The 24,384-nt window shown below is 49.3% G+C and carries 17 protein-coding genes and 1 tRNA gene; 8 read left to right on the plus strand and 10 right to left on the minus strand.

The genetic code is table 11. The features are described 5' to 3' along the window. The first annotated feature begins 57 nt into the window (after positions 1–57). The 3 genes from OM95_RS14035 to OM95_RS14045 all read left to right on the plus strand — a co-directional run bounded on the left by OM95_RS14035 (position 58) and on the right by OM95_RS14045 (position 3,948). A tRNA-Arg gene (locus OM95_RS14035) sits at positions 58–133 on the plus strand. A 189-nt stretch (positions 134–322) separates the two neighbouring features. Beyond that, entirely contained in the window at positions 323–1,663 is a 1,341-nt protein-coding gene (locus OM95_RS14040; RefSeq protein ID WP_041875083.1) for a ferric reductase-like transmembrane domain-containing protein, read from the plus strand. A gap of 107 nt (positions 1,664–1,770) precedes the next feature. Further along, on the plus strand, positions 1,771–3,948 hold the full coding sequence (locus tag OM95_RS14045; protein WP_041875084.1) for a hypothetical protein: 2,178 nt from the start codon (positions 1,771–1,773) through the stop codon (positions 3,946–3,948). Here the strand turns inward: OM95_RS14045 and OM95_RS14050 are convergent. From OM95_RS14050 to OM95_RS14080, 7 genes are all read right to left on the minus strand, one after another. Beyond that, positions 3,941–5,098: a hypothetical protein gene (locus tag OM95_RS14050; RefSeq protein ID WP_041875085.1), complete on the minus strand. Its 1,158-nt coding sequence runs from the start codon at positions 5,096–5,098 to the stop codon at positions 3,941–3,943. The two genes, OM95_RS14045 and OM95_RS14050, sit on opposite strands and share 8 nt — an antisense overlap. A 1-nt stretch (position 5,099) precedes the next feature. After that, a complete protein-coding gene (locus OM95_RS14055; RefSeq protein WP_291516469.1) occupies positions 5,100–5,327 on the minus strand; it encodes a cysteine rich repeat-containing protein in 228 nt (75 codons plus the stop codon). Positions 5,328–5,343: 16 nt separating this feature from the next. Then, positions 5,344–5,586 (minus strand): hypothetical protein, encoded by a 243-nt coding sequence (locus OM95_RS14060; protein WP_041875086.1) that lies wholly within the window; start codon positions 5,584–5,586, stop codon positions 5,344–5,346. Between the two features lie 8 nt (positions 5,587–5,594). Continuing rightward, positions 5,595–6,503, minus strand: coding sequence for a hypothetical protein (locus tag OM95_RS14065; protein ID WP_291516471.1), 909 nt, complete (start codon positions 6,501–6,503; stop codon positions 5,595–5,597). A gap of 37 nt (positions 6,504–6,540) precedes the next feature. Beyond that, a complete protein-coding gene (locus tag OM95_RS14070; protein ID WP_041875091.1) occupies positions 6,541–9,855 on the minus strand; it encodes a tail fiber domain-containing protein in 3,315 nt (1,104 codons plus the stop codon). Positions 9,856–10,041: 186 nt separating this feature from the next. Next, the gene (locus OM95_RS14075) at positions 10,042–12,282 is read right to left on the minus strand and encodes a hypothetical protein (RefSeq protein ID WP_291516473.1); all 2,241 of its coding nucleotides are present in this window, start codon (positions 12,280–12,282) and stop codon (positions 10,042–10,044) included. 153 nt (positions 12,283–12,435) lie between these two features. Beyond that, positions 12,436–13,197 (minus strand): hypothetical protein, encoded by a 762-nt coding sequence (locus OM95_RS14080; protein ID WP_041875097.1) that lies wholly within the window; start codon positions 13,195–13,197, stop codon positions 12,436–12,438. A 218-nt stretch (positions 13,198–13,415) separates the two neighbouring features. On the opposite strand from OM95_RS14080, the gene OM95_RS14085 reads away from it, so the two are divergent. After that, positions 13,416–15,152 (plus strand): pyridoxal-dependent decarboxylase, encoded by a 1,737-nt coding sequence (locus OM95_RS14085; RefSeq protein WP_041875099.1) that lies wholly within the window; start codon positions 13,416–13,418, stop codon positions 15,150–15,152. Positions 15,153–15,186: 34 nt separating this feature from the next. Here the strand turns inward: OM95_RS14085 and OM95_RS14090 are convergent, their stop codons facing one another. Beyond that, a complete protein-coding gene (locus OM95_RS14090; protein ID WP_041875102.1) occupies positions 15,187–15,624 on the minus strand; it encodes a hypothetical protein in 438 nt (145 codons plus the stop codon). 240 nt (positions 15,625–15,864) lie between these two features. On the opposite strand from OM95_RS14090, the gene OM95_RS14095 reads away from it, so the two are divergent. The 3 genes from OM95_RS14095 (at position 15,865) to OM95_RS14105 (ending at position 21,145) form a co-directional block, all read left to right on the plus strand. Next, positions 15,865–17,331: a methyl-accepting chemotaxis protein gene (locus tag OM95_RS14095; RefSeq protein WP_041875105.1), complete on the plus strand. Its 1,467-nt coding sequence runs from the start codon at positions 15,865–15,867 to the stop codon at positions 17,329–17,331. Positions 17,332–17,421: 90 nt separating this feature from the next. Continuing rightward, positions 17,422–19,761, plus strand: coding sequence for a PEP/pyruvate-binding domain-containing protein (locus tag OM95_RS14100; RefSeq protein ID WP_041875108.1), 2,340 nt, complete (start codon positions 17,422–17,424; stop codon positions 19,759–19,761). Continuing rightward, positions 19,715–21,145 carry a PQQ-binding-like beta-propeller repeat protein gene (locus OM95_RS14105; RefSeq protein ID WP_291516475.1) on the plus strand — a complete coding sequence of 477 codons (1,431 nt, stop codon included), beginning with the start codon at positions 19,715–19,717 and terminating at the stop codon, positions 21,143–21,145. Before OM95_RS14100 ends, OM95_RS14105 begins: the two co-directional genes overlap by 47 nt. Here OM95_RS14105 and OM95_RS17400 read toward each other — a convergent pair. Both OM95_RS17400 and OM95_RS14115 read right to left on the minus strand, forming a co-directional pair. After that, positions 21,142–22,371, minus strand: a complete 1,230-nt coding sequence (locus tag OM95_RS17400; RefSeq protein ID WP_291516477.1) for a PAS domain-containing protein — start codon at positions 22,369–22,371, stop codon at positions 21,142–21,144. The two genes, OM95_RS14105 and OM95_RS17400, sit on opposite strands and share 4 nt — an antisense overlap. Positions 22,372–22,556: 185 nt before the next feature. Beyond that, complete coding sequence (locus OM95_RS14115; protein WP_041875114.1) at positions 22,557–23,555, minus strand: hypothetical protein; 999 nt, start codon at positions 23,553–23,555, stop codon at positions 22,557–22,559. Positions 23,556–23,969: 414 nt separating this feature from the next. On the opposite strand from OM95_RS14115, the gene OM95_RS14120 reads away from it, so the two are divergent. After that, positions 23,970–24,374 (plus strand): CBS domain-containing protein, encoded by a 405-nt coding sequence (locus OM95_RS14120; RefSeq protein ID WP_041875116.1) that lies wholly within the window; start codon positions 23,970–23,972, stop codon positions 24,372–24,374. The last annotated feature ends 10 nt before the right edge of the window (positions 24,375–24,384 follow it).

Here is a 24,384-nt window from a genome sequence, read left to right on the forward strand (position 1 = left end):
ACTAAAAGCAGACTGCTTGCTTTTTTCGGTTCTTGCTTGATACTGTTAGACACCATTGCAGTCGTAGTTCAATGGATAGAGCACTTGGCTTCGAACCAAGGGGTTGCAGGTTCGAGTCCTGCCGACTGCACCATTTTTTATCGCGATTCTAGTTTTTCTAAATAGCAAACCAATATCAATGTAAATAAAATAACGGGCGAATGCTGGATTGAATTGGGCTTCAATCACGCTGAATACTTCCACCTCTTTTGCATGGACATGGATTAAGGGGCGGCACTATCATTGCGGGGTGCAATAATGCATCTGTGCTGAGAGGATGCCGATGAAAAGTATTAAAATAGCATGGTGGTTGAGCCTTCTTGTTCTAAGTACCGCTTGGCTCATGGTTGAACCTGGCGTTTTCACCACCAACGAATTCATTCCCCTAAGAAATCTGTTAGTTCAATATAGTGGTGCTCTTGCGATGGGCTGGATGAGTTTGGCCATGCTGCTGGCGGCACGGCCGAAGTTTGCTGAAGCTTGGTTCGGCGGTCTTGATAAGATGTATCGCTTTCACAAGTGGCTAGGAATAAGCGTCGCCGTGATCAGTGTCTTCCACTGGTTTATGAGCAAAGCACCGAAGTGGGCGGTGGCTCTCGGACTCCTTGAGCGTCGTCAAAGAGGTCCTCGCCCCGAAGCCGCGAATCAGATCGAACAATGGTTTTCCGGGTATCGTGGTTTGGCAGAGTCTATCGGTGAATGGATGTTTTATGGAACGCTGATCCTCATCCTGATTGCGCTCGTAAAAAAGATCTCTTATCGGTCGTTTTATAAAACCCATCGCCTCTTTGCTCTCGTCTATCTTGGCCTCGTTTTTCATACTGTTATCCTGACGAAATTTTCGTATTGGACTTCGCCCGTGGGTCTAATCCTGTTGCCGCTTTTAATGGGAGGTGTCGTTGCCGCCGTTCTTTCGCTCTTCAAAAAAATCGGCTTCAGTCGCCAAGGGCACGGAATCATCGAGCACATCGAATATTATCCAGGCGTCAATACACTCGAAGTTGGTATCAAAGATCTTCAGGGATGGAGGGGGCATCAACCTGGCCAATTTGCTTTTGTGACCTCGGATGCGGCTGAAGGTGCACACCCGTTTACGATAGCCTCCTCGTGGCGAGAGAGCGACGCCAAGATTACTTTCATCGTGAAAGAGTTGGGTGACTACACGGCAAGCCTCAAGGAGGCACTTCATGTCGGACAAAAGATGCGGATAGAGGGCCCCTATGGCTGCTTTACTTTCGATGACGATCGCTCTACGCAAGTGTGGATTGGGGGAGGCATCGGCATCACCCCCTTTGTCGCACGGATGAAATTTCTTGCTGAAAACAAAGCTTCTTTTCCTCAAACCATTTATCTGTTTCACTCAACGGGCCAGGCAGACGAAAGTGCCCTGGCCAAGCTGACGGCTGATGCAAAAGCGGCCGGGGTTCACCTGCATATCTTCGTTGATGTCCGGGGTGATCGTCTGACTGGCGAAAAAATCCGCGAACTCGTAAAAAACTGGCGGGAGTCGAGCTTCTGGTTCTGTGGTCCCGTGGGACTTGGGAATGCATTGAAAGCAGATTTTGCGACGGCAGGAGAAGCCATCGATAGTCGCTTCCATCAGGAACTCTTCAACATGCGATAGGTCGCCAAGCGGGTCGACCTCTGTGTCGCTTTGGGCGACTCAGAATTCTCAAGAGTTCTCTTATTCTGGATTTAAGGTGAGCCGATAAATTCAGGAAGGGGATCATCATGAGAATATCTTTGTTATTTTTGGCCATTGCTGGTTTGACGATGTCTTTTCAGAACTGTGGTCAGAGTTCGATGGATTCAACTTCTTTCGAGAGTGCCGACTCTGCAAGTGAAGCGTATCGGAGCATGGCTTCTTCGGCCGCGCCCACGTTGGATAACTTGTGGAAGGGGGAGGCTTACTTTCGGCCCTACAGAAAGACGGTTTTTAGTTCGAACTCTGAATTCGCAGATGGGGATCCCTCAAAAGTTTTTGTAAAAGACGGCGTTTGGTATGCCGTGGTTCGCAGTCAGTATCATACTTCAAACTCCACTTGCGGGACGCGCATTGCTTCTGTTTTATACGCCTCTTACGACAAAGGAATCACGTGGTCGCAAAGACAGGTGGTCGCCGATCCGGGCAACCAGTCTTCGATGTGCGCGCACGTGGATGGCTCGATCTATTACGAGGCTGCGGAAAAAACCTGGTACTATCTAGGCCAGTGTCTTTCCCTCAAAAGACGCTGGGATCTTTGTTTATACACGCGCAACGCCGCAGATCCAATGGGCAGTTGGCAAGCCAGTTCGCGTAATCCCGTTGTGAAAAGTCAGGATCTTTGGTCGCAGATCTGCAGAAGTTCCGGAGCCTGTCCAACCACGACAAGTGAAGAGGGAACTCCGCAAATCGTGAGTCGTTCCAATGGGTGGTTTTATGTCACCTTCCATGGGTTTAAAGATGGAATGGGATATCGAGGGATGGCGAAGACCCAAGATTTTTCGACGTGGGTGACGACGGACGCAGATCTTTCGCGGGGACCGTTGTTTAAGGCCAGCCATTGTCAGGGAGCGGTGCCTGGTTGTATTGGTGCGGGTTATGCCTCTATTTTGAGTGAGGGCTCTTACAACTATCAATTGATTGAAACGCCAACGGTCAGTCTGGCGTGTACCCAGGGGCAGCGATGGCCGTTTCTTTTGACTCGAACTGCGAATCTCTATGCGCAGTCAGTGACGTGGCAGACCTTGGCGAACAAAGCCTTTATCGAAAATTCGCTGCCGGGGCCCATAGGATGTCATCTTCAATACGCGCATCTGTTTAAAGATGGTGCGGAAATTTATTTGGGCGTGAGCTACTATACCGATACAGGCGATTGGTATCCTTATGGACTCTATAAGTTGGAGTGGAATGGAACGCCTCTTCAAGACATTCCTTCTTTAAATGAACTGACGCGCATTCGTTTTCTGGGTGTTGATATCTCGGGCGGCGGTACCAATACCGGTTCTGGTTCTGGCGGACCGCCTTCTTCCGGTGGCAGTGCAGGTTCGCAAACCACCTTTCAAGCAGAAACGGAATTAAATCATCAGATCGGCTATCTGGATGGTTTGGGATGGGCTGTGAATACGGCCTCCAATCCGCGGAAGGGTTATCTCAGTTATGGTCCCTACAAATCTTTTCCGGCAACAGTGAGCTCGGTGGATTTTTATTTGATGGTCGATAATAACAGTGCTGACAACGCGGTGGTCGCTTCTCTCGATGTGCATGATGCGACGGCGGGGCAGATTCTGGGAAAAAAAGACATCACTCGAAAAGAGTTTTTGGCGCCCCGCCAATATCAGAAGTTCTCTGTTCCAGTCTCTTTACAAGGGCGGGAAAACCATCTGCTTGAAGCTCGCACCTACAGTCATGGTGTTTCGTATCTGAATATTGACGGAGTGATTTTTAGTTCCCCAGCCAGTGTGATACCGACACCTTCGCCAAGTCCAACACCTGTCGAGCCGCCACCGCCTGCGCCTTCGGAGAAGATTGTCTTTGAAGGCGAGGGGACAGGTGTTTTTCAGCATCAGTTGGGTTATGCTGATGGCAATGGCTGGTCGGCAAACACCGCTTCAAGTCCGCGTTCGGGATACCTTGCCTATGGACCTTATGCGACTTTGGCGGGAAAAAGCCGCGCCGATTTTTATCTTTTAGTGGATAACAACAGCGCGGACAATCTGGTGGTCGTCGTCATTGATATTCGGGATGCGACGACAGGCGAAGTGCTGGCGCGAAAAGAAATTCGTCGCAAAGAATTTCCAGGGCCTTATATCTATGGGGCTTTCTCTTTGTCCTTTTCGACGGCGGGAAGAGATACGCATTTATTCGAAACTCGCGTCTACACTCAAGGTGTTTCTTACGTGAAGTTTGATGGAGTGGTGATTAATTAAAACAAGCATTCGCGCGCACGGACTCAAAGCGGGGGTCTTGGATAATAGCGCCGTGGCCGTTGATTTCGGTGCCTTCGCGGTCGCGATAGGGGGCCCCTGAGACTTCGACCCAATGGGTGTTTTTAACCAGGCCCATGTATTGAAAGCTGGTGATGAAGTTGCTGTAGGCACTATCGTCGATAGACAAAGCGGCCTTCATATTGGTGATGGGGGTTGCCGGGTGGGCTCTTTCTGTGAACCAGTCGGCGATCGGCGCGACAGGGGAAACCAAGTCGGCGATGTCGTAGGGGCCGCCCAGAAAACAGGCGCGACGGACTTGCACCCATAAAGCAATAAAGTAAGCATGGCCTGAACCTTGCGAATGGCCACCGATGTTCAATGCGGAATAGTTGATGGCACCGGCCTTGGTTAAGGGAATTGGCAAAAAGACATTTGCAGAAATCAGATGGGCGCTTAATTTACGAAGACGCTGTTCAATGCTATCGGCAAGTGGTGTGTCGGCGTAGGGAAAAACATCCTGCCCCGTGATTTTTTCTTTGCGCAGAAGACCCGCACAGTTATTAAAATTTTTGTAGGTCATGCAGACATCTTCATTGACCATAAAACGATTATCATAGGCAAGTTGCACGACGATGAAGCCTTTCTTCATGCCCTCTTCCAGTAAAATGTCATTGTCAAACTTAGCTGTCCAAGGATTGTAGGGACGTCCGTAAGAGCCCACAAAATGAAGATAGGTTCCTTGAATTTCAGTCCCCGTGGGCGGAAAGCCGATGGCGTGATAACCAAAGCCAAACCGCTGATCGGCAAGTGTTCCCGTACCATAAATATCACGGGCGGAGGGATCGATGCGACTGGGTTTGATGGCGCAGAAAAGACCATAAAGCCCGGCTTTGGCGACATCACAAATCGTCGCGGAAGGTTGCACATAGAATGCGTTTTCAGACGGTGGTACTGGCTCACTGCCACTATCTGCGGGAGGATTTTCATCATCTGTCACCGGTTGTTCCGGGACCGGGTCCTTGCCCCCAGAAGAGGGTGGGCTTTCCATGACGGTGGTGAAGCCGCCGGAAGAGCAGTTGGTGAAACCCACCATCAAAAAATTCAGAATAAGAACGGAGAGGGCGCAGCCTCTCCATTTTTGCAAGTTCATCTTACCCCACACCTTTTTTCTTTTTCATTGCTTGAATGATTTTTTCTTTACAGGCTTGCGATAAATTTTCTCGATTGTCTTTAAGACATTTTTTTATCCGGCCATCTCCAGGTTGGACGTCGGGACAGAGCTTTTTTACATCTTCTTGGCATGGGCCGTCGCCTTGCGCGAGAGCGACTCCTGTGGTTAATAAATTGATCAAGGCAAGTAATAGGATTTTTTTCTTCATTGTTCCCCCTTTGATTCTATTGGTAAAAAACGGCCTGTATTTCGTAGTCATTCGCCAGACTTTTATTTTCTGTGATCTCTCCAAAAGCAGCTTGCACTTGATATTTGCCGGAATGACTTGTCGCAATTTCCGCGACAACTAAATCCGGTGTCAGACGAGGTTCCAGCGCAAAAGTTTGCGAGTCGCCGCTAAAGATGTGTGCTTCCATTGAGCAGGCAGTCAGTCCTAGAAATGCGATTAAAAGAAAAAGTTCTTTCATATGTTCCCTTATTTAAAACACGTACAACGAATTGAGGGGGGGCCGCTGACAGCGTTGCACTCTGACAAGACCCCCGTGGTGAAACGAAACATCGGATATTCGGGCCCGGCATTGGTGGCGCGGCAAGCGCCACTGGCTGACATCTCGGCGGAACAATCCTGTCGGCACCACCGCGAGCAGGCGGTATTAGCAAAAAAGTAGTGAGGTCCATTGGCTACTTCGGGACAGCTGATCGCCGGCGAGGAGGCCGGCATATATTGATTCAGTGTCGAGATCTGAACGACATACCCAACCACGCTGGCGTTCGCAGAAACACAGCTGCTGACAGTGCGGGCCACTTTAGGCTTTGACGTGTCGACTTGGACGGGAAATTCAAACGAGATCGGCTTCAAAGCCCGTCGGCTGGATTCGGGTTTAAAAGACACCGTGAGCTTCGCCATCCACTCAAGCTTATTTCCGGCAAGATCCACATAACTTGTGGGACGCAGATCAGTCACTTGCACTTTGTCGATGATGAGCCCCGAAGAGAGCACTTGATTCTCCCGAACGATGATTCCGTCAGTGGGACTGCAACCCGCTCGAATGCGTCGCAGATTTAAAGACTCGCTGCCATCTTCTCGGTTGGCATTGAAGCGCAGATTGGCGTCGTTCCAATTGTCCACGGTCAAATCGGGATTGAGCTGACAGGTGCAAAGATCAGGATTTTGAAATGTTAACATCAACTGATTTTTAAGATCCAAAGAGTTCGCTTTTTGTTCCAGAAATTGGAACTCGCGCTGTTGATTTACGACGACCGAGGCTGACACCGTCGCCAGAAAGCCAAGCAGGCCGAAGGCCATTAAAAGCTGTACGATGCCTTGACCACGCTCATCAAATTCTGGAAACGGCAAGTGTGATATTTGTCGAACTGGTTTCATCGTACCGATATCCTTTTCTTTAAAAGGCAAATTCCAATTATCTTTCGCTCAGTGAATTCTCAATCCGCTCAAGGCGGGCTTTGAGTTCTTCGATTTCTTTTGTCTTGGCGGCATTTTCTTGTTCCAGGACTTTGACTCGCGCATTCGTTCCTAAGACTTTGTCATAAAGTTCTTTGACCGAGTTAATGACCAGATAAATCAGACCGTTGTAATTCACGATTTTGATCTCGGTTTCATCGAGGTCTTCGGAATGAAGCTTGACGAACTTCTTCGTGACCAATTCGGGGGCGGTTTTTTCGACATCCTGGGCGATCACGCCAAGTTCAAGATTTTCGCTAGAGGGCTGACCGCCAAGACCGTTATAGCGATAGTATTTGGGAGCGATTCCCTGCAAAGCCTCAAGGCCCAATTTAAAAGGCTGGATGTCTGTTTTTAAGCGTTCATCTGAAGCACAAGTTCCGCCGACGACGCCGACCCCGGCGCGATAGCAAGTGGTGGTGTGAATATCCCCATCGACATTGAAAGCATAGGTCGCCGCAAGTTTTCCGACAGCGACGTTACCGCCGTTAGGGTTTAAAAACAGGGGATAGTTCGAAGAAAGATCGGTCGACATGGCATTTTGAATCCAGGCTCCGCCCGTGCCGGCATAGCCAAAATCCAATGTGGTAGTGCCGATGGCGGACAATCTTAAAAACGCCCCACTCTGGGTGGTTCCCGAGGTCGCCGGAGCAGCGTAGCTTCCACTTGTTACTTGCAGAGGCGCCGTGGGTGCGGTCGTGCTGACACCGACGCGCCCAGCAGGGTCGACAGTCAACGCTGCTTTGGTAATGCCAGAAGCATAGTTGTTGGAGGTTCCAAAGTGCATATAAGAACCTGCACCCGAGAACAGCACACCAATTCTTGCCAAGGGGGCCGTGCTGGTATTGGCACGGAAATCGATTCCCGAAAAATCATTGGTGGATGTCGGTCCTCGCAGTGTCACACCCAAAGGCGTTGTGCCGATAAAACTTGTCACTCCAGCCGGGCCGGCGACGTCAAGTTTAGAGGCTGGCGAAGTCACCCCGATGCCGACGCTTCCGCCCGAGCCGTTCAGAATAATGGGGCCCTTCGTGGCATGCGACGTGGAATCCAAAGTTAAATTTTCCGAAGCAGCGGTTCCACCGCTCAGCGTTTGTCCCCCGGAACGTCCCGCAAGGCGCGCGTACTGAGTAAACGTATCATTCGACAAAGCACTCCAGGTCGGGACACCAGAACCATTTGTCGTCAGCACGGAACTGTTCGCTGTGGCTAAGCCTGTCACGACGTTAGTTCCCGATGAGTACAGCAATTGATTGATCGTCGTTGTCGCAGGAAAAGTGGCTGTCGTCCAAGCGGGGCCTGTGACGGTCCACTGCAAATGCGATCCCGTCGTCGAACCCCCAAGAGCTGTTAAGACGCCGGAACTGTCTGCGGTGATAACACTGTTGGTGCCCCATCCGGTGCCCGAGATTTTGGCGGCAAGTTGCGTTTGAATGTTGGCGGTGACACCAGAGAGATATCCAAGCTCAGTATCCGTCACCGTGGCGGCTGCGGGAAGTCCGGTGGCATTAGTAACAAGCACTTTGTTAGCTGAGAGCGCCGTGTGTTCAACGATCGATCCTGAATTTGAAATCATGATTCGATTGTTGTTCAGCGCCGTTGTGGAATTTGTACCACCCCGAGCGATCGGCAAAATTCCAGATGTCAGTTTTGCGACGTCTAAACTGGGAATCATCGCGGTGGGCAAAAGACCGCTGGCGTTCATTTTGGCAATTTTATTGGCGTCCGCAACGCCGCCTGTGGTTCCTGCATTCAAAGTCAGCGTCGGGGTCGTTGAACCATTGGCGACGGTGATATCTGTATTTGCTGAGCTGACATTAGTCACCGTTCCAGAATCTGCCCAGGTCAGTTCAACATTGGCGCCGCTGACACCAGAGATCTTAAGCATCTGTCCCGCAGCTCCTTTGTCGACAGGAAGTTTAAGGACATAGTCATTGCTGAAGCCCGCAGAGGGGGCAGCGATGGAAGCATATTTTCCTATGCCATCATAAATTCGCACCAGTGAAAACACACCAGAACCCGCAGTCACACTTTGAGTTGTGGAAATAGTGGCTGTTGTAGATATCGGCGTATTCCCGCTCAATCCCCCGGCGGCGGTCACCAGAGTACTTACGGACGAGCAGATCCAGCCATTTGCAACCGTCCAACTCAAGACCTGATCGGCGGCACAGGCTTTGTTGTAGAAGTTTGTGCCATTAGAAACGATCACACCACTATTGACGGCCATAGCTCCTGCAAAGTCTAAATTGCTGACTCCGAACGGGGGAAGAACCGAGGCACTGATCTTTCCGCTGCCATCCAGTTGAACGATTTTGCCGGCAGTAGTTCCGGAATCTACTTCAAGGTTGTTTGAACCATTCACGCGCAGGCCGGTCCCGACCGACGCTTTTGCGAAGTTTTGCACAGTGGGATCATTTTCAACACCGACGCCGGACTCGTCGCCGCAGGCCCAAGTTCCTGAGATCATCTTCAGAATCTTTCCGTTCACACAGGTTAATCCGGAAAGCTGGCCGACCGGTGTGGGAATCGAAGTGATTTTTGACCACGGCAGATCCGCGATCGCACTGCCGGGCACAGAGTTATTGTGCAAAGAAGAACCGTCCTGCGAATCGTAAGTTTCAAACGCACTTCCATTCCAGCGCACGGTTTCTCCAGTTGCCGACGTTAAGCTGGAAAAAAAAGACTCGAGCAGGGACTGGGTGACTTGGGCTGCGGGATTTGTCTGAATGAAGTCATTTTCATCCTTGCCATTTAGTTTTTCAGAGTTCACGGCATAAGGAACAGCTCGCATGTTCAGGTCAACAACCAGATTGTCTCCCGCCAAAGAAGTTCTTAAACGCAGTTTGCGACTGTGCGTAGAGTTAGGAACGTAAGAACCTGCGTTGTCCAAGATATTGTTATCCGCATCCACGCATTTTAAACCTGTTCTGGGGATGCTATTGTCGAAGACTTCAGCCAGAGTCAAAGTCGGTGAAGGATTGTAGTTTGCAGGGGCCGAAAAATCTCCCTGTCCTAAAACCAAATTCAAATATCCATTTGTGATTGTGACATTGGAAAACTGTTCTTCACGAAGAACGCAGGCGCCTGTCGGGGACAGCACTTGCAAAGTGACGGTGAGGCCGGAAGCGGTGGGATAACTGCCGTCAGTTTTTTTAATAACCGCTTGAAATCCAATTCCTTTATGCTGAGACCAGGCAACAGAAGAGAATAAATAAATCGTCGCTCCGAAAAGCGCTAAAAGAGCATGTATTTTAAAGAGACGAGCCGAATACATTTAGTACCTCTTACTGTCTCTTTAACGGTTCTTTAATAAGCCTTATGAAGATATCTCAAATAGAAACCGTGTCGGTTGTGTCGGATGTGTCTTTGATTCTTGCTTAAAAAGAAATAAGGCGGGAAAGGGAATTGTGAGCAGACTCAGATTCGAGGCCGGAGTTTTCTCCGACCTCAAAGAACTATTTTAAGGACGATAGACGCAGCGATAGCCGACGTCGGTTCCCAAGTTGGTCGTGGCTGTGACATTCTTCATTTTCAATGTGTAAATTCCGATGTCATCAGCCATCGCGTAAGAGCCGCCGCGCAGAAGCACTGAACTTGCGGTGTGCGGGAAAAAGACACCCGTGCCTTGGGTGTTGTTGTCGCTGGATCGAGCCGGAACATAGTGAGAGGAATCAATATTCGTGCACTGTGAATTCGCAGCCACAGAAGCAAGTTGATAAGAGGTCGTGCCGTCTCCCACTGTACAAGCGGGAGCCAATTGATAACTTGCGCCCGTGGTGCCAGAGTCATAATCAATGACTTCTTCGGCGTTGCCCGAAAAGTCCCAGATAACTTGCCCCGAAGGAAGATAGTGTGTGCGACGGTATTTGAACTCGGTGGTGGGGACGTGGTCAGCGGTCATGCCATCCCAGTGATTCGTGGTATCTGAAATCGCGCGGACAGTGTCGTTGGCATTCCAGTTGCCTTTGTTCATTTCGCCTGTGCCGACAACTCCTGAGGACCAATTTGAAGCGACAGAAGCGATCTGATCCGCAATAGTCATCCATTCAAGGTTGCTGATGAGATTGTATTTTGTGCCGCCCGAGTTCAGGCCCAGGCATGTATCTTTGGCAAAGCGTCCCGAGACATTCGTGGAAGGATAGCTGCTTGCCGTGGTTCCTCCATTGATGCGTGATTCATAGGCCATCACGCAAAAGGGGCTTACGTTTTTGACCTTATCACCAGGGATGGGCAGATAGTCGGTAGGACAACTTGCCACCTCGTAGGCGATGGAGGTGACGGAACAGGCCGAAGTGACATCGTTGCGATCTTTTATTTTATAATAAAAGTTGTAACTGCCAGCACTCAATGTGGACGTAGTCAACGTGACGCTCGTTCCCTGTGATTTTTTGCTGGCAACTAGAGTTGAACAGTTCGCATCAGAATATAAAGAAACCGTGTGGCCGTACTGAACTCCTGATACCGTGATGTCAGGCGTGGAATCAAAATCCTTTGCCCAATCAAGACTCATTCGCACAAGCGGATTTAGACGATACACGCAACGAAAGCCAAAGATCGAACCTAAAGCGGTCGCGGTGTCTTGAGTCGAGTAGCGTAAACCATACAGACCTGAGCGGTTCATGAAGTTGTATCCGCCACCGCGACTCAAAGCGCGGCCGGAATCAAGACTCCCATAGAACGACCCGACGTATTGAAGAGAGTAAGAATTACCGGGATTTGTCGGCATATAATGTGTCGTGCCTAGGGCGGGACAATAGTTATTGTCTAAAATACTTTTTGCGTCCCGGTCTGCATTTGCACCGACGACACACGCAGGTGGAGACGTGTAGGTTGATTGAGTTCCATAGTCGACGATTTCCGCCGCGTTACCCGCAAAGTCCCAGAGCACGGCCGCATTGGAAAGAACGTGAGTCCGACGGTATTCGTGATTGGTAGTGGGATTTCCCGCTAAAGTCACACCGGACCAAGGATCACTTTCATCGCTGACGGCCATCGGCGTTTTCTCATTATTACTATTGCCGTAACTCAAATAAGAATTGACGTTTCCGTTGTGCCAATTGTCAGCGACGGCGTAAGCGTCATCAGCAATCGTCATCCATTCTTGATTGCTGATAAGATCGTAGTAAGTGTTTCCGCCAGAATTCAAGGCGCGACAATTACTTTTGGCTTCTTCTGCGGAAACGTTGGTCCACGGGGCGAGGTTGGCCTGAGAGGTGGCCACCGAAGAAACATTTTTTGCTTCAAACTGCATGACACAAAAAGGTGCGACACCTCGGCTGGGGGCTCCGGGGATTCTTATATATCCAGCAGGGCACTGAACATATTCGTATGAAATCGTTGCCGTGGAGCATGCGCCACTTTCTGATTTTGCGTAAAAGTTGTGAACGCCACTCGAAAGTCCCGTCAACTCAAAATCGATCGTGCTTCCTGAAGCGACTCCCTGCGCGAGCTGTGTCTGACAATTTGAATCCGAATACAACGCGACCGTCTGACCACTTAAGACACCCACTACAGTCACCGTGACATCGGCTTTGGTGTCGCGAGCATTTTCAACATAAAGTGCACTCGGGGTGCCATCGACAGGAGTCTCGGTCGAAGGATCGTCGCCAATTTCTTCCTCTTTAGGTGCGCAAGACGTTGCCATCAACGCGAAGCATGCCAGGCAAGAAATAAGTGAGTATTTTATATTTTTTTGTTTCATCGGGAAATTATCGGATTCTTCAGAAAGCCCATGAGTCGAGGTTGTGAATCCAGGACCAAGAGGCTTCATGACTTTGGGCGAGGCTTGGAACGTTTGTTGGGGTTTCTAAAAGAGATAGAAACCCCCGAGGGCATTGAAGTCTTTTTTAGAAGTTCAGATGTCAACGTCAAGAGCGCTCTCTAAGTGAACTGTTGGGACCGCCACTCCATACTCCACTTTAAAGTTCGCCGCAGGTTGTGCAGACATCTTTCGCAGGTGGGCGATTTCAAGGCCGATAACAACAGCCGTCGCATTCGCATAATACGATTCACGTTGAGAGTTATAACCTGTCTCACTTTGAGGTAAACCGGCGACCGCGCAAAGAGTGAAGCCTTCTTCATAACAACTATTCAGAGCGCGGGCTAAAGCGGCATACTCTGCGGAAAGAAGATGAAGAGCGCTTTGTCGGCGTTGCGAGATCGAACTGCTTCCTTCGAATTTCTTTAAAGCTCCGTTGTCTAACTTTGAATCCACTCCCTGTATGATGACTTTGTAAGCGACCTCTCGCCCATAGTCAGGGGCCTGTGTTACATATTCTTGTCCCACAGATTTGACCACACACAAAGTGTACTGGCGTGAGCAGTCACTGTGGGCTTTGCGAACGGCATCCATGATAACTCCCAGAGTTTCTGTCTCGTTGAAGGTGCCGCCGTTGTAGCCTTTTTTCCAGAGGGACTTTCCCACAAAAATATCAGAGGGCCGGCCCTCTTTGTTACAGCCCAGCTTATTCAGCGCCGTCGGATCCGAGATTTGCGCGGATAACTTCGCGCAGACGTCCGAGACAGTGGCGACGTTTCTGTGACCCTTCTGAGGTCCACGCGTTGAACAGCCGGCGCTTATGGCAATGATCACGCTAATGCCTAACAGATATTTCATTTACTTCTCCCTTGGATGGATGTCTTTTAAAATAGGATACACGGCTTGTTTGAGTCCGCAGAATCCTGACACGAAAACCTCTACCCAAAATTGAAATATCCGCTCTGAATGACTGCAGAGCGACATGCTTTAAAGCGGGGGAAAGAAACGCGGATAAGCCCCCAGCCTATGAGAAAAGTCATGCCAATAAAATGGCAGAATGATAGTCTGCCGAGCATATGAAAGACTGTGCTCCGCAAGATTTATCTATCAAAAGTTTCTTTTTAGGTCCTCAATCCGAAAATGCCGATTGGTTGCGTTCGGAGTTTCTTTCAATCTTGGACCACTGGTTTACCTGGCGACAGGATCACTTTCCCGAGGATGGTAAGGCCATTTCGCGCGAAGATCAGAAGTCCCCCGAGTTTCAAGATAAGCGAAAAAAAATGCATGCGGCCATTCAAAGTCTGATGTCTCGCTTTGAAAACGAAATCCCGCAGTTCTCGCCTCGTTATGTGGGCCACATGTATTCAGAGGTTTCACTTCCAGCTTTAATCGGGCACTTCATTGCGCTTTTACAAAATCCCAATATTATTTCTACAGAAGCGGCGAAGGTCGGTTCTTTTGTCGAAGAAGAGGCGATCAAAGCCTTAGGGGAGATGGTTGGTTTTGACCGTAAAGACTGCACCGGGCATTTCACCAGCGGTGGCACCGTGGCGAATATCGAGGGACTGTGGCGCGCTCGTTATCGCATGGATCATTTTCTGTCTTTAGGGTCCTATTTGAATCAACATCACGGCTATGAATTTACTTATTTCTCGGCCGCGCACATGGGATGGAAGCAGTATAATGACCTTATTGAGAAGCACCACATACATGAGCCGGACTTAAGAGGTCACAGCATCGTGGCTTTGGGACCTTGGCGAGCGCAGACTGTGTATGGTCAGACTTTTGGTCATGTCTTTCAGGGGGCCGTCGTCTTGGTGCCCAACTCGAAGCACTATTCTTGGTTGAAGGCTGTTTCACTTTTGGGTTTTGGTGACGAGTCTTTTATTCCTATTGAGCTGGATTCTCAAGGTGTCTTAGACACGAAGGACCTGGCTAGAAAGATCGATCACTTCCGAAGTCAGAATCGCCCTATCGCTATGATTGTCAGTGTTGCCGGGACAACGGAGCTTGGAAAATGTGATCCGGTTCATGAAGTCCAAAATATTTTAGATCAACAGATGGCTCAGCATGGCTATCATATCTGGCACCATGTCGATGCGGCTTATGGCGGATATTTCTGCACCTTGAAGGAAAAGTTGGATGAAAGAACCTGTGAGTCACTGAAGGGGATTGCCCGAGTCAATTCAGTGACGGTGGACCCGCACAAACTGGGATACATTCCCTATGCCTGCGGAGCTTTTCTGGTACCCGATCCTATCAATGACCGTGTTTCCGCTTTTCAGGCCGAGTACATTCAGTCACCTCATCAAGGAATTGATCGCTGGTTAAAAACTCTGGAAGGATCGCGCGCGGCCTCTGGGGCGACCGCGACCTGGATGACGAATGAAAATATCGGACTGACTGAAGACGGGTATGGAAAGATATTAGAGAAAACCATTGCGGCTCGAGCCCAGTTGGAAGCTCTTCTAAGTAAAAGAACGCAGTTAAAATATTTAAGTCATCAGAATCTGAATCTGTTATGTCTGGTGAATTGTTCTGCGGATGGCAGTCTTGCGAAAACCAACGCTTTGACGGAAAGACTTATTGAACGCATCAATGCCAATGGGCGGTTTATGGTGTCTAAGACCACTTTGAAAATGGAGCAGTACGCGGAGCTTATTAAGCAGGAAGCCAAGAACATGAAGTTGAACGTGGACACGCAGCAAATGGTGCTGTTGCGGCTGACACTGATGAATCCGTTTTTGGTGACGAAAGAGACAAATATTTCGTACTTACAGGAACTGGAAAAAGAACTTTACGAAAATGCGTAAAGACCCCGGCGAAGTTCACCGGGGTGCGGTGGTCTTAAGCGCCTCGCGAAATTTCCGCGCGGTTGCTGATTGAGATCACTTCTTGTTTTTCATTCAACTCGACAGAGAAAATAATTGCTGTTTCACCCAAGGGTTTGAAGTTGATGAAGACGATACATTCGGCGCCTGTCTTCTGCGCGTTGATCTTGCATTGCGTGTCGACGGAAGAAACCGGGGATTTCATGTCTTCAATACTTTCACCGCGTTCCAGCAGATCCAGCATTTCCGCGTGATAGTCTTCGGCAGCTTTTAAAATCGTCGTTAATTTTTCACCTTCATGAATGTCACCCGAGATCGTGATATTCTGGGCTTCACTTAAAAGTTTTGAGTAGGCTTCCCCTTGAAGTTTTTGATCATTCAATGAATCAAAAGCGGAGGCGAAGGCCTGAGAAGAAAACATAAGCATCAGTAACGGAAGAATCATTTTTTTCATTTGCAACTCCCTGCACGCGGCTTTTTAAAGCAATTCGTGGGCCTTCCGGAATTGCCTTGAATGGTTTTAAATCCCCTTCGGGGTGTCGAAGACCTTAGCAGTTTCCCAGAATTGTCACTTAAGACTCCACCCCGAAGGTATTTAAGATAAATAAACCTCGCCTTCGCATTCAGCCTCTTATGGGTGGCCATATAAACTCCGATTCGATTGGCAAATCTGCAATCCAGTCACGAGGTGGTTATGGCAGCGGTCAGTTCATGGTTGCGAGGCGTTCGCTTTAAACTATTGGTTTTAATTCTGATTCCCAGTGCTCTTTTCATTGTCTTAAGTCTGACGGCTATCTGGGCATTGCGGGCGCAGTTTTCGAATAGTGCGACTTTAGCCAATCAGCTGTTTCCCAAGAACCAGATCATCATGAATATCCGCGTGCATGGGAATGCGATGATGCGTTTTCTGTGGACGGCAGAGGCGGAAGTCGACAATCCCGTTGTGCGCAAGGAAAAATTAGAAGAGGTCCGCAAGCGCCATGCGCTTTTACTAAAGTTGACCGATGAATTTGGGCAAAAATATTTGACGGAGGATTTGAAGGAGAAGTTTCCCATAGTTCTTAATGAGCTTCAGAATTTAGATAAACCGCTTAACGAAATTATGACCTTACTGGAGGCTCACGATCCCGCAAATGCATTGAAAGCACGTAAGATCATGTTGGAGGTTCTTGTACCGCATGTGCAAGCGATGATTCAGGCGGCGATGGACTCCAGTGACATTATCGAAACCGAAGTGGCCGCCGAAGTGAAGGATTCCCAGAACGTCGCCAATTGGGGAGAACGTATTGTCGTCGGCTTAAGTGTGCTGGGAATTGTGGGGATCGTATTTGTGGGAATTTGGATCGGTCAGACCCTGGCGCTGTCACTGACCCGGGTGTTAAAAGGTATTGAGCAGACGGAAGAACAGGTGTTGACCGTGAGCCAACAATTAGCGGCGGCCAGTCATCAGGTTTCTTCCGGGGCCGTTCAGGCGGCAAGTTCATTGGAAGAAACCGTGGCTTCGGTTGAAGAGCTTTCCAGCATGGTGAAGAACAACGCAGAAAGCGCCTCGACGGCGTCGCATCTTTCCAAAGACAGTTTGAAGTCAGGGGAGCACGGTGAAAAAGAGATCAACCATATGATCGAGTTGATGTACGAAATATCAGCCAGCTCCAAAAAAATCGAAGAGATCATTTCCATTATTGATGATATCGCCTTTCAGACGAATCTTTTGGCTTTAAATGCGTCGGTGGAAGCCGCCAGGGCTGGGGAGCACGGGCGGGGATTCGCCGTCGTGGCCGAAGCCGTGCGCAGTCTTTCGCAAAGAAGTTCTGTTGCGGCCAAAGACATTTCGGATCTGATTCGAACCAGCGTCAGCAAAATTGATGAAGGTGAAAATGCCGCCAAAGAAAGTGGCGAGCACTTACAAAAAATCCTTCTTTCCATTCGCAAGATGACCAGTCTGACCGAAGAGATCGCCGCCGCCAGTAAGGATCAGGCCGAAGGAATATCTCAGATTTCCAAAGCCATGAACGAACTGGATACGTCAGTTCAGCAAAACGCTTCAGCCTCAGAGGAAGTTGCGGCGTCTTCTGAAGAAATGACCCAACAGGCGAAATACCTTGATGAATCCGTTTTGGAGCTGTCACATTTGATTACAGGACACCCGCAAGCGTCCTAAAAACAACCTCCACCGGCGGGGGCGGAGCACTTCCAAATTGCTCAACGTGGCAAAGAATGTTAACAGAGTCTCTCTAGATCGAGAGGCTCCATGGACACCAATGCCAGTATCCCCATTTTTCGGGATTTGACCAACGCCACCCCTTCTGAATTGCAGCTGATGGGAGGAAAAGCCTCCACTTTGGCTGTTCTTTTGCAAAAAGGTTTTCCGGTCCCCGGGGGCGCTGTTCTTTTTCATGAACCTGCGGACGCGCTCGCTTTGCAGGCCGTCACTGACTGGTGGGAAAAGCAGGGCGCTTTTCCGGTCGCGGTGCGAAGTTCTGCTTCCGGTGAAGACAGCCCTGATTTCAGTTATGCCGGTCAGTTCGTCACGCTTCTTCATATTGCTACGGCCAAAGATTTGGCGGCCGCCATCAGAACCTGTTTTCAAGCGGTCCATCGCACCGCCAGTCGCGCTTATGCCGCGCATTTCGAGCGTGCGCAAGTTCCCATGCACGTTCTGATTCAAAGAATGATCAACTCGCAGTTTTCAGGTGTGTTCTTTTCTGTTGATCCGCGCAAAGAAAATTCGTCATGGCTGGTGGAAGTGGTTGAGGGCCAGGGTGAACAACTGGTTTCGGGCCAAGTGACTCCGTATCGCTTCAGTGCCGCGGATGAAATCCCTGTACCTGCGGCATGGAAAAAAGAATATTTGCAACAAGTCGTGCACTGGGGGCAAGAGGTTGAAAAGACCTTCGGCTATAAGGTGGATATGGAGTGGGCGATTGACCAGGAGGGCCGCTTCTGGATTCTGCAATCACGTCCTATCACGGCGCATGCGGCCCCATCAGCGCGCCGGAAAATTCTGGATCAAGAGTGGCAAAGAGTGCGCACAGACTTTCCTGAAGACAGTGTCTGGGACGGGCACACTTTTGCCGAGTGGACCGGAATTCCGACGGAATTGACCTTCGATATTTGGCAAAAAACGTTTCAAGAAGGACAGGCGTTTGATCTGGCGTTAAAGTCCCTCGGGTATGAGGGGTTGGGTCAGCAGCGAGCAGGATTCAGTCTTTTGGATCGCGTGTATGGAAGAGCCTATTTAAATTTAAAGTCTCTAGAGCCGGTGTATTTTGGCAGATCTCCTTATCGCTTGATTCCGCAGCCGCGACCACATCTCGAGTTTGATTGGAAAAAGTTAAGCCCCGCGATGCTGCTGCGAGCTCCTTTGGGATTGACGAAGATGTTGCAGGTGGCCTGGAAGATTCAAACCGGGCGCAGCGAATTGGCGCAACAAGCGCTGTCTTATGTAAAGACGCCGGCTTTTTCCAAGGCGGATTCTTTTTCTCTTTTTGAGCAATACCGGGACCTTTCTCTCCAAGAGCAGCAAAAAAAATTAAGTGACCTTTGCCAGTCTTTTAGTAAAGACTATCTGCAGGGGACTTTTTTAATCACCCTTTTGCTTGAATCAACGACACAGGGGCTTTTTGCTCTTTTGGAAAAAGACTTGGGACCAGAGCGGGCCAAGGAAACGGTTCATCTTTTGACCGGCGAAGGTTTGCAAACCGTCGCTAGTCGCATGTATCAGGAACTTTCTCAGGTCGGGGACTCGCAGGATAAGTGGAAAAGCTTCTTAAGTCGCTACGGCCACCGCGGTGTCGGCGAGTTGGAATTATCGCATCCGCGTTGGCTTGAGACCGCCCAGCCACATCAAAAAAACAATCCGAAAAAGCCGGTATCCCCAGAGGCCGGGTCAAAAATTTTCCAAAGTCTTTTAGCGCAAATCTCGGCAATTCGCCGCCCGGTGTTTCAACAGGAATGGCAGGACTTGCAAAAGCTCATGCAGATTCGTGAAGAAATCAAAATGGAGCTCATGAAACCCTATGCGCAGATTCGCTGGCTGGTTTTAGCCATTGCGGGAAGAATGAATCTGGAAGCAGAGATCTTTTGGTTGAAGTTGGATGAGGTCCTGTCGTTGCGGGAACATCAGGATTTGGAAAAACTAAAAGCGCTGGCCAAAGAAAGAAAGCAGACGGCCCATCATCTCAAGTCGGTGGATTTGCCAATGCTTTTTTCCCTGCAGGAATTGCGAGAGGTTCTGGACGAAGGAACTCCTCAGAAGAATTCTTTGCTGTTAACGGGCGTCTCGTTATCTCCCGGGGTCGCCAGCGGAATTGTTCATATCGTCAACGATCCGGAACAAGAGGATCTAGAAGCCTGGCCGGAAAATTATATTTTGGTTGCGGAAGCCACTGATCCAGGCTGGACACCGCTGTTTCAACGAGCGCGCGCCGTGATCGTATCGCGGGGTGGTGTTCTTTCCCACTGTGCCATTGTGGCACGAGAAATGGGACTTCCCGCCGTCGGAGAAATCCGTGCGGCCAGTCAGATATTTAAGGAGGGCGAACGTGTTTGGGTTGATGGAAATCACGGTTCAATTAGACGAAGCAACTAAACTTGCAATCATTCCCACGGTGGTTCTGCCTTTCACCATTCTGGGCATGATTTTGACCAGTCTGGCGACGTGGATCGCGGCGTTCTTCGGTGTGGAACTGAAGGCCGAGGGACCGAAGAAGCTTTTTGAAGTGCTGGTGAAACCAAAAGTGCTTTTGTGGGCCTTGCTTTCCAATGCTCTGGTCTTTGGCGTAATCAAGGGGGGGCAATACCTTTCTAACGGATCTTATCCGCTGTGGTGGGTGAAGTTTCAGAATCGACACGTGCAAGCCTCTGGACAGGACTACACCGGCAAAGACGAAAGTATCGTGGAAACTGCTAAAAAAGTTTCCGCACTGGAGATGGTGTGGGAAAACCGACTTCATTCGGCTGTTTTTGGGACGCCCGTTTTCGGCGGGGCTTCGCTGTTTCTTGGCACCAATGCAGGCCGTTTGCTGGAGCTGGATCTAAAAACGGGAAAGACTCTTCGCCAATTCGAAATCGGTCAGCCAGTGATGACTTCTCCCGTCATCTGGGATAACAAAATCTTCGTGGGTGAAGGTGTGCACCTGACCCATCATGCTCGGCTTTATGCCTTTGATTTGCGCGAAGGTGTATTTATCAATGCCTTTCACACCGAGGGGCATATTGAAAGGGCCGCGGTCGTGGCATCGCATGCCGGGCAGACCCGGCTGTTGGTTCCGGCTGGCAAAGATGGCTTGTATGCGGTGGACGCTCGCTCTTTCAAAAAAGTATGGCAGTTTAATGCGGGCCATGTGGATTCCTATCCGCGGGTGGATTCAGAACGTGTCTACATCGGCACGGGTTTAGACATGGGCTACGAAGAAAAAGAAACCAAAGCCTACGCCTTGGATATTGAAACAGGCAAAGTGCTTTGGGAAAAAACTCTGCCGACCTCCGCTTGGGGCGTGCCTTCGTTGTGGCAAGACGTCGTCTGTTTTGGCGTTGGCGATGTTTATAAAAACACCCATTACGGACAACTGAGTTGTTATGAAAAGACCACGGGTAAAGACTACTTCACCTTTAACACGTCGGGCGCCCTTATCAGTCAGTCCGTTGTTCGTGGGGATCATTTGTTGATTGCGGATCTTCATGGTCAGATTTATCAGTTCAATCTGAAAGAGAAGAAATTAGAGTGGATTTTGCCTGTCCCCACCAAGGGCATGAACTACGCCTCTGTCGTCGTGGACGCTGACAATCACGTTATTCTTCCGGGAGCGGAAGGACTTTATGTTTACAGTCGTGGTGATCAGAAGTTGCTTTTCACGTGGCGGCCAGAAGAGGGGTGGAAGGGCGCTTTCACCAACGTAGTGCTACAGAAAGATCTTTGGATATTGGCGGATCGCCAGGGAGTTGTCAGGGCCTTGAAACCACGTCGCGATTAAACACCAACCATCGCCTTCGTTTTTAGCTCAATTTCGCCGTAGATTTGCTTGGTCATGTCGCCTAAGTCCGTACATGCTTTTTGGATTTCCGCCAGGGTGAACTTCAAGGTGTTTTTATAGTGATTCAGATCGTCCATCAATTGCAGCAGACTTTGGATGTCCGTTTTTAGCTTAGCCACTTCTATCTTGCCGACGATACCCACGATTTCAAGAACCATCGCCAGTTTACGGACCTCTTCATATGAGATGCGGTAGGCCTCCAGCTCAGCTTTGACGGATTGAAGCTGCTCTTTGGCATATTGAATGGACTCGGTGGTCAGATCTTTGAGATATTTTTTTTCGATCTCGTGATCAATTGATTCCGAATGGCGTTCCGTTAAAAAAAGGTCGGTCATTTCAGATTGCAACAAGAAGATACAAAGAGCGAACTGACAGCGTTGCACTTTTTGTATCACTCGTTTGGTCAGAGCCACAAACTGCGCGATCTCGGTTTGAATCTCGTCAGAAACCTTTCGGTACTGAACTGACACAGCGGAAATAGCCAAAGCTTCGCTGCCGATTTTTGCGGATTGAAGATCCAGATTCAACGAAACCAAAGAACTTTTTCGATAGGCCAGATCTATCTGTTGCGCTTTTTCTTGAAGAATCTGACCCTTTTCCAGGAAATTCTTCAAAAGAACCAGAATACCCATTTCCGGCAGTTTAAGTTCGCGATGCCGCGACTCTAGTTCCAGGGCCAGCGCCTCGGAAACAAAAACATCGTAATTGGGAAACCCAAGGGACTCGATCACGCTTAAAAGAATCTCTGACGATTCTTTGGGTGAAATCTGTCGTTGGGTTTCGATCGCCAACAGGTCTTGGTATTTGTCTTTCACCAAGGTAAAAAAAGCACTGCTAGGTTTTAGGCGGATAGATAGATAACCTTCCGGAATTGGCAGCGCCAAAGCGAAAACCCAGTATTCACTTTGATCTTTCGCTAGATTTACGACGTAAGCGCCGATAGGGCGTTCCGCCTTCAGATAGTCCCACAACAGGTAAAAAACTCCTCGTGGCATATCGGGGTGACGAACGATGTTGTGAGGTTTGCCAAGCATTTCGGACAGATTGTACTTAGAGACTTTTTCGAAGACGCGGTTGCCAGAGGCAATGAGGCCTTTTTTATTCGTGCGCGAATAGAAAAGTTCATTAAAACTGAACTCACTCACTTTTCTTTTGATTTCTGCCATGCTCACGCCCCGACGCGTTCAAGTTGTCTTATCTAAAAAGTGTATCGACTTCGGGGGGGAGCTGTTTATGATTAAGATCAGAATCAAGCCGAAAGAGAGACCTTCGTTTTCAATTCACGGCGAAGGTCTCTAAGAGAGGGGAGGATGATTTCACCCCCCTGGGGCGGACATCGCTCTAACACATGTTAGCGGCCCATGTTCGCAAGAAGCATTTGCAGAAACAGCGCCATGGTTTGTTGTTGGTTCGAGCCCAAGCCGATGTTCGGCAAAGCGGCATTTTGTCCCTGCATCAAACTGCCAAGCAAAGTTGAAATTGCCGAGTTGTTTATCACTTGCGATCCTGCGAGTTGTCCTAAACCCAAATTCGAACCCGAAGTGAATGAGCCCAGCAAAGTCTGCAGCACTGACGTGTTCATGCCTCCAGGAAGTGTGATTCCCGAAATTCCTTGCACCGAGCCCGCACCAATTTGCGACAGAATGCTTGAAAACAATGCCGAGTTCATGCCGCCATTTCCATTGATGCCGCCGATGCCCAAGACAGCTCCCGATGAAATACTTTGAATGACACTGGCAAGATCACCGGCACCTAGGCCCGTGGATCCCAAATTCCCGGTAAGGGAACCAATTAACGAACCCGCCACCTGAGAAATATTTCCCGAAGAGATCCCCGCGGCAGGCAGATTCTGAAATAGAGAGCCCGTGAGGGTCTGAATAAGATCCGTGGAAACTCCAGAGCCTGAAGCAGAGCCAATACCGATGATCGAACCCAATGAACCGTTGCCAATCAGAGCTAACAAATCTGTGGTTTGCGCTGTCGGTAAGCCCAAATTGCCAACGCCTTGAGAGGCTCCACCGATCAGCACGGGAAGAATGGCACTCAAGTCATTGCTATTACCAAGTCCGGCACCGCCCAACGCGGAACTTGCCATGCCCAGAATGGTGCTGATCTGAGAGTTATTCAGGGCCAAGCCTGTGGTTGTCAGTTTTTGCTGAGTCGCGGCCTCTGAAGTTTGTGTGGCTCGCAAGGTGGCCTCAAGTTGCTGAAGCATCTTTTGCGACTCAGAAGTGTTTTGTACACTCTGAGGGCTGTTTTCGCTTGCGGTCTCGATGCCTGACATAGAGTTGTTGCATCCTGCAAGAAATCCAATTGCTAACAATGCTGAAACAAGAGTTTGCTTGATCATGGTGGTCCCTCCTCGTGAGATCCAAAAATAGATTAGAGGAAATTGCGGGAAATAAAAATGGGAGGAAAAAAATATAATTTTGTGTGTTTAGAGAAAACGCAGATTCCAAAAAATTTCTGTCAAAGGAATCTTCAGAAGACTTTGAATAACATAAGAATGTCTGATGGGTGAACAGTTCTTAGTGCAATTCCCCCAAAAAAGGGTTTTCCGGGGTCGGCGAGTTTTCCTGAATTGAGACAACAGAAAGTAAAAAAGTCGGAATTTGGATCGGATTGAACTTGGCGACACCAATCGTCATGCGATTCTGCCCCGGGCTGAGCGGCTTTCTATTTCCCCTTCGGTCTAACAAAAGTTAATTTAGAGGGGCAGTCTGAATAGACCTGTGAATTTCACTTATACCAAGGGAGGTTTTAGATGAAAGCAGCACCTACAATTCAGAAGTATATGACAACTTCGCCTGAAACAATTGGCGCGCATCAAACACTGGCGAAGGCCGAAGAGCTTATGTTCGCCATGAAGATTCGCCACTTGCCGGTTTTAGATGCCAGTCGTCTGGTGGGAATTTTGTCTGACCGGGATATTAAACTTGTCTCTAGTTTCAAAGATGTCGATCCAGAAAAGGTGCGAGTGTCCGAGGCCTTTTCAGAAGACCCTTATACGGTTTCTCCGAATGCGTCCTTAGCCGAGGTCTGTGCCGAAATGGCTTCAAAGAAATTCGGATCGGCCTTGGTTGTCGATAATGGCAAACTGGTCGGTATCTTTACCTGGGTGGATGCGCTGACCGCCTTGACAGAGTTGTTAGAGACCAGATTGAAGTAAGAAGGGTTAT

The organism is Bdellovibrio sp. ArHS (genome assembly GCF_000786105.1).
Taxonomy (GTDB): Bacteria; Bdellovibrionota; Bdellovibrionia; order Bdellovibrionales; family Bdellovibrionaceae; genus Bdellovibrio.